We start from the raw sequence: 6774 nt of genomic DNA on the forward strand, positions 1-6774 counted from the left end.
TGAGTGAACGGACCGTCTGTCCGATCTAGTTGGTCGAACGGTCCGTTCACTCACGTCCGAGGCGGAGCGACGATCGCGGTGCCGCGACCCTCCGCGCCGCCGGCCGCCACCGCGGGAAGAGCGGGTGAACGGACCGTTCGTCCCATCCGCTTGGACGAACGGTCCGTTCACCCACATCACGGGCGGAGCAGGATCCTGATCGGGTCCCCCTCGTGCTCCCGCAGCCGCCGGATCCCCTCGGCGACTTCGTCCAGCGGGAGCACGGCGCTGACCGAGCCGGACACGTCGAGCCTGCCGCGGTCGGTCAGCTCCACCAGGTCTTCGAGGTGGCGCATCCGATAACCGGTGTGGCCGATGACGGTGTGCCGGTTGCGGACGAAGTGGATCTCCGGTCCGACGGCGAGCCGGTCGGGTGAGATGCCGACGAGCACGAGCCTGCCGCGGTGCCCGAGCGCGGCGTCGGCTTGGGTGAAGGTGGCGCTGCGCCCGACGCAGTCGAAGGCGGCACGCAGCCCGCGTCCGCCGGTGATCTCCGCGATCCGCGCCGCGACGTCCGGGTCCCCCGGGTCGAGGGCGAAGTCGGCGCCGAGCCCGATGGCGCGTTCGCGGGCGGATTCCAGCGGGTCGAGTGCGATGATCGGCGAGGCCCCGCAGATCCGGGCGAGCTGCACGAGGTGGGTGCCGATGCCGCCGAGTCCCCAGACGCCGACGGATTCGGCGGGCCGCAGCTGCGCGGTGTCGAGGGCGCCGTACGGGGTGGACACGGCGTCGGCGAGCACGGCGGCGTGTTCCAGCGGCACCGATTCGGGGACGTCGACGAGCGACACCGCCGAGGTCAGCACGTATTCGGCCCACGCGCCGTCGTAGTGGAACGCCAGCACTTGCAGGTCTTCGCACCGGTCGGTGCCACCACCGAGGAGGCACTCGGGGCATTCACCGCAGTCCTTGCCCGCGGCGATGACGACCCGGTCGCCGAGCTGCCGGTTGCGCACGCCCGCGCCGAGCGCGGCGACGACCCCGGCGGCCTCGTGCCCGGGCGTGATCTCGGGGAGCCGCGGCCGGATGTGCCCGTCGAGCTGGCTGAGGTCGGATTGGCAGATACCGCAGGCGGCGACGCGCACGAGCACTTCACCGGGCCCGGGCTGGGGGACGGGCACGTCGCGGACGGCGAGCTCACCGGTGGCGGCGTCGAACCGGACCGCGCGCATGGTGGCGGGAACCGGTCGGTCGAGGACAGCTGGCATGGGAGTGCCCTTTCTCGGTGTGCCCCGGCTTCGGGGCGCAGGAGGCGGTCGCGCACCGGCTCGCCCGGCACGACGGGCACGACGGGCGGCGGAGCACGAACGGGTCGGTGGATCAGTCGACGGCGGGTCGGTCGACGGTGGGTCGGTCGATTGGTGGAGTCGGTCGATCGGTGGAGTCGGCCGGAAACGGACTGCGGCGCAGGCGATCGGCGACGAGCACCGCTGCTCGACGGCACGAACGATCGGCGTAGCTCAACGGCGCGGACGGTCGGCAGCCAACCGCTCGACGGCACGAACGACCGGCAAGTGCAGCCACCGCGAGCGGCGAGCACGCACCCCCGGACCACCAGCACCACGACGCCCGGCAGCGGAAGCAGCGACACGCGCACCCGCCGAGCTCACCGCCCGATCAGCGAAGCGACCGAGCCGATCCGACCCGCGCGCTCACCCCCGGAATCCGGGCACCCCGCCGGAGAACAAGGTGCTCACCGAGTCGGCGAGCTCCGCGGGCGTCCAGTCGGCGTCGGCGTCGAGCAGCAGCCGGGCACCGGATTCGGCGGCGCCGACGGCGAGCGCCGCCAGCACACCGGCGCGGCGGTCGGCCTCGGGCGCGGTGTCGCCGAGCCAGTCGCGCAGCACCGGGGTGAGCCGTTCGACGGCCCGCGCCCGGGAGCCCTGCACGGCGCGCGCCCGGTCGGCCCGCACCTGGGTCCCGTACAGCAGCCGGTAGCTCTCCGGCGCGTCGCGGACGGCGGTGTAGTAGGCGATGAGCACGTCGCGCAGCGCGTTCGCCGGGTCCGGCTCGGCGCGGGCGGCGTCGAGTGCGGTGGCGAGCTGTTCGGTGAACCGGCGGCTTTCCCGCTCGTCGAGGGCGTGCAGCATGGTGTCGCGGTTGTTCCAGCACCGGTAGAGCACGGTCTTGGCGACTCCGGCTTCGGCGGCGACGGCGTCCATGGACACGGCGTCCCCCTCGCGCGCGGTCACGCGCAGCGCGGCGTCGAGCACGAGTTCCTTGCGGACGGCGAGCGGCAGGTGCTGCGCGCGTCCCCCCTTGGCGCCGGTCATGGCCGCGTCCTCCCCGGTTCGTCTCAGCTGTCGCGCATCGGGTGCATGCGCAGCAGGAAGGTCGGCGAGACCAGTCCCACCGGCAGCGGCAGCTTGCCGACCCTCATGTTGACGCGGCGGTAGTGCGCGTTCAGCGGCGGGCCGGAGATGAGGGTGTCGAGCGGGTCGGTGTAGGAGCCGCCGATGGTGAGGTCGACGTCGGCGGCGCGCTGCTCCAGCGGGTGATCGACGGTGCTGAAGGTGACGAGCCGGGGGACGGAGAGCCCGACGGTGCCGATGACGTTGCGGAACGGCTGGTTGAAGATCGGCGGCACCGAGTCGACCTCGTCGCCGAAGCGGCCGGTGATGCGGATGAGGTCGACGCCGCGGCGGCGCACGACGGCTTCGACGCGGTCGTCGTGCTCGGCCCAGTCGATCTCGGCCATCTTCTTGGGGAAGCCGAGGGTGTCGCGACCGCCGATGAGCGCGGTGTCGTCGTCGACGACGATCCACGGGCAGTGGGCGGCGCGGAACGGGCCGTGCTTGACGTTCAGGAACAGCGCGGCTTCGTGGTAGGTGCTGTTGAAGTTCGTCCACGGGTAGTCGACGACGAACAGGGTGGCGGTGCTGCTCTCGTCCATCTTGACCCCGGCGGGCAGCACGTGGTTCGCGGCGTCGCGGTCGATGGGGACGGTGGCGGAGAGGAACTTCGCGTTCTTGTACTTGTCGGCCTGGGGGCTCTGCCTGCGGCGGAGGTCGGCCTTGGCCTCGTCGAAGGTGAACTCCGGGCGGGCGTCGGCGGGGGCGACGCCTTCTTCGGACATCTGGACCTTGCCGACCTGGTGGGTCGTCATCTGTGCCTCCTCGTGTTTTGTACCTCGCAGTACAATCATTGTACTTACGGGTACAAAAGTCAAAGGTGCAGGTGAACAGCGCTGTTCGGCCGCCCGAGGCCGCGGACCGCCGCACGGGCGATCAACCGGCGGCCGAGCCGTCGTATCGTCCAGGACCGTCGGTGCCCGATCGGCTGCGAAGGAGCGGGCGGTGTCGAGTTCCACCACCGGAGGACCCTCGATCGCGGGGCGGATGGATCGCCTCCCGCTGATCGGCACGCATCGGAAGGCCACCACCGCCGTCGGGCTGGGGCTCTTCTTCGACATGTACGAGATCTTCCTGACGCCGGTGCTCAGCACCGCCCTCGTGCAGGAGTTCCAGCTCAGCACGGCCGAACTGCCGCTCGTGCTGGCCTCCACGTTCCTCGGCATGTTCGTCGGCACGCTGCTGCTCGGCAGGCTCGCCGACCGCATCGGGCGCCGCCGCGCGTTCTTGCTCAGCCTCGCCGTGTACTCGCTGTTCTCACTGCTCGGCGCGTTCAGCACCGGGCCGTGGATGCTGGCCGCCACCCGGTTCGTCGCCGGCGTCGGCATCGGCGCCGAACCACCGCTGGCGGACGCCTACCTCAGCGACCTGCTACCCGCGAAGCGCCGCGGCCGGTACATCGCCTGGGCCTACACCGTGGCGTTCCTCGGCGTGCCCGCCGCCGGATTCCTCGCGCACTGGCTCGTCCCCGCCGCACCACTGGGCATCGCGGGCTGGCGTTGGATGTTCGCGCTCGGCGCGCTCGGCGCCGTCGTCGTGTTCCTGCTGCGGCGCGGGCTCCCCGAGTCACCGCGCTGGCTGGCCGCCACCGGCAGGCAGGCCGAGGCCGAAGCCCTCGTCGACGAGTTCGAAGCGCAGGCCCGCGCCACCGGAGCCGCACTGCCCGAGCCCGAACCCGCGCGCACCGCGCCCCGCCCGGCCGGTGGACTCCGCGACCTCGTCGCCGCCCCGTACGGGAAGCGCACCGCGATGATGGCCGCGTTCCAGGTGCTGCAGACCGTCGGCTACTACGGGTTCGGCACGATGGTGCCGCTGGTGCTCGCCGCGAAGGGTTACGAGATCACCGACACGCTGCTGTTCAGCGCGGTCACCTACCTCGGCTACCCGGCGGGTGCGGCGCTGTCGCTGCCGTTCGTGGAGCGGATGGAGCGCAAGCACCTGGTGATCGCCTCCGCGCTGGGCATGATGGTGCTGGGGCTGGCGTTCGGGTTGTCCGCCTCGACGGTGCCGATCGTGGCGTTCGGGTTCCTCTACACCGCGGTGAGCAACGTGTTCTCGAACGCGTTCCACATCTACCAGGCGGAGATCTTCCCGACGCACATCCGCGCGACCGCCGCGTCGTGGACGTACTCGCTGTCCCGGCTGACCACCGGTGCGATGCCGTTCGTGCTGGTGCCGCTGCTGCACGCGCAGGGCGCCGGGGTGCTGTTCGCGGTGGTCGCCGCCGCGATGATCGGGGTCGGCGTGGACATCGGCCTGTTCGGACCGCGCTCGACCGGGCGACCCCTGGAAGACGTCAGCGAGCGGTAGCGAGCTCCGGCTCCGGCTCGAACCGGGCCCGGAACCGCTCGGTGGTCTGCGGCACCACCAGCACCACCGCGATCGCCAGCGCCGGCCCCACCAGCAGCGCGGTGAACGCGGCGGAGTAGCCGCCGTGCTCCACGACGTAGCCGAACACGCCGGGGCTGAGCACCCCGGCCAGCTGCCCGCCGAACATGATCACTCCCCCGGCGACGCCGGTGAGCCCGGCGGGCAGGCTGCGCAGCGGCACCGAGAAGCACGGCAGGTACGCCAGCCCCGCCACCCCGCCGAGCACGGTCACGCACGCCACGAACAGCGGCACCGACGGCATCCGCGGCAGCAGGGGCAGCAGCAGCCCCACCACCAGCATGCTCGGCACCACCAGCAGCCGCGGCCGTCCGCCGAGGCGGTCCGACAATCGCCCGCCCAGCACCGTCCCGGCCGCTCCCAGCAGCGTCGGGCCGATCAGCGCCAGGCTCGCCTCGCCGATCGCCAGGCCGCGCGCCTCCACCAGGTACGAGGTCGTCCAGGTGCCGATGCCCCAGCTCACCACGTCGTAGGCGAAGAACATCACCGCGAACCCCCACAGCACCGGGGAGCGCAGCAACCGCGCGGTGCCACCGCCGGCGCGCGCGGACCCGGTGAGCTCCGGGGCCATCGGCTCCGGCATCCACCGCAGCACCGCGGCGAACACCAGCAGCCCCAGCACGGCCACCACCAGGAACCCGACCCGCCAGTCCCACAGCGACAGCAGCACCGCGCCCACCACGGCGGCCAGCAGCGCCCCCACCGCGTTCGAGCTCTGCGTCCACCCGTTCGCGGTGAGCCGCTGCTGCGGGGTGCTGCGCGCGCTCAACGCGCTGACCGACGCCCCGGGGAACAGCCCCTGCGCGGCGCCGAAGCACAGCCGCAGCACCACCAGCGAGGCGAACGACCAGGCCAGCGCGGTCAACCCGGTGCACACCGACCACAGCAGCAGCGCGATCGCCGCCACCCGCACCCCGCCGAAGCGGTCCGCGAGCAGCCCGCCCGGGATCTGCACCAGGGCGTAGGTCAGGAAGAACGCCGACACCACCAGCCCGCGCTCCCCGTGCCCGAGGCCGAACTCCTCGCCGATCGACGGCAGCGCCACGTTGATGAGGAGCCGATCCACGTAGTCCACGGTCCAGGCCGCGAACAGCAGGGCCACGGTGATGCGGGTCGTCCGGTGCACGAGCGCTCCTCCCGCCCCTGCGGGGCGAACGGCCGACGGGGCCACCGGAACCTACGCCGGACGGACCCTCCCAGGGAGGCCCGGCGTGAATTCGATCTTGCGAATGGACGGCGCCGGGCCGAGCGCGCCACCATCCCGGCACCGCACAGCGCCTACCCCCGTCCGAGTGACCGTCCACGATTGACACGCATACCCCCCAGGGGTATACCTGGCACGGCGGAGGAACGGTGCGCACCGGAGCGGGGAGGACGTCGATGCACGGGTACACCCAGGACAAGGACGAGTACGCCAAACGGCTGCGCCGAATCGAGGGACAGGTCCGCGGCCTCGCCAAGATGATCGAGGACGACAAGTACTGCATCGATGTGCTCACCCAGATCAGCGCCACCACCAAAGCGCTGCAATCGGTCGCGCTGGGACTGCTCGACGAGCACCTCAAGCACTGCGTCGCCGAAGCGCTCACCGAAGGCGGTGCGGCCGCCGACGCCAAGGTCGCCGAGGCCGCCGCGGCGATCGCCCGGCTGGTCCGGTCCTGACCACCGGCAGCACCACGAACCACGAGAAGGGGACGTACATGAGCCAGTCGACCTACACCGTCACCGGGATGACCTGCGGCCACTGCGTGAGCTCGGTGACCGAGGAGATCAGCGAGATCGCCGGCGTCTCCGACGTCGCCGTCGACCTCGCCACCGGATCGGTGACCGTGACCAGCGCCGAACCGCTGTCCGACAGCGCGGTCCGCGGCGCGGTCGAGGAGGCCGGCTATCAGCTGGTGACGGCGTGACCACCGCGGCGGGGGGGGGGGGGCGCCCGCCCCCCCCCCCCCCCCCCCCCCGGCGGGGGGGGGGGCCCCCCCGGGGCCCGGGCCCCCCC

Annotated in this window: 7 protein-coding genes; 3 read left to right on the forward strand and 4 right to left on the reverse strand. The window is 72.4% G+C overall.

The window, feature by feature from the left end; all coding sequences use genetic code 11:
- Positions 1-176: 176 nt before the first annotated feature.
- The 3 genes from LCD31_RS25165 to LCD31_RS25175 all read right to left on the reverse strand — a co-directional run bounded on the left by LCD31_RS25165 (position 177) and on the right by LCD31_RS25175 (position 3142).
- Entirely contained in the window at positions 177-1244 is a 1068-nt protein-coding gene (locus tag LCD31_RS25165; RefSeq protein WP_224961987.1) for a zinc-binding dehydrogenase, read from the reverse strand.
- A gap of 444 nt (positions 1245-1688) precedes the next feature.
- Positions 1689-2309, reverse strand: coding sequence for a TetR/AcrR family transcriptional regulator (locus LCD31_RS25170; protein ID WP_224961989.1), 621 nt, complete (start codon positions 2307-2309; stop codon positions 1689-1691).
- A 23-nt stretch (positions 2310-2332) separates the two neighbouring features.
- On the reverse strand, positions 2333-3142 hold the full coding sequence (locus LCD31_RS25175; RefSeq protein ID WP_224961991.1) for an acetoacetate decarboxylase family protein: 810 nt from the start codon (positions 3140-3142) through the stop codon (positions 2333-2335).
- A gap of 190 nt (positions 3143-3332) precedes the next feature.
- Here LCD31_RS25175 and LCD31_RS25180 point away from each other — a divergent pair, with 190 nt between their 5' ends.
- Entirely contained in the window at positions 3333-4697 is a 1365-nt protein-coding gene (locus LCD31_RS25180; RefSeq protein ID WP_308015867.1) for an MFS transporter, read from the forward strand.
- Here the strand turns inward: LCD31_RS25180 and LCD31_RS25185 are convergent.
- Positions 4684-5901: an MFS transporter gene (locus LCD31_RS25185; protein ID WP_224961993.1), complete on the reverse strand. Its 1218-nt coding sequence runs from the start codon at positions 5899-5901 to the stop codon at positions 4684-4686. The genes LCD31_RS25180 and LCD31_RS25185 overlap by 14 nt on opposite strands.
- A 254-nt stretch (positions 5902-6155) precedes the next feature.
- Between LCD31_RS25185 and LCD31_RS25190 the strand changes: the two genes are divergently transcribed.
- Entirely contained in the window at positions 6156-6437 is a 282-nt protein-coding gene (locus tag LCD31_RS25190) for a metal-sensitive transcriptional regulator (protein WP_224961995.1), read from the forward strand.
- Between the two features lie 38 nt (positions 6438-6475).
- A complete protein-coding gene (locus LCD31_RS25195) occupies positions 6476-6685 on the forward strand; it encodes a heavy-metal-associated domain-containing protein (RefSeq protein WP_224961997.1) in 210 nt (69 codons plus the stop codon).
- Positions 6686-6774 lie beyond the last annotated feature (89 nt).

Origin of the sequence: Saccharopolyspora sp. 6M, assembly GCF_020176775.1 — a bacterium.
GTDB classification, from domain to species: domain Bacteria; phylum Actinomycetota; class Actinomycetes; order Mycobacteriales; family Pseudonocardiaceae; genus Saccharopolyspora_C; species Saccharopolyspora_C gregorii.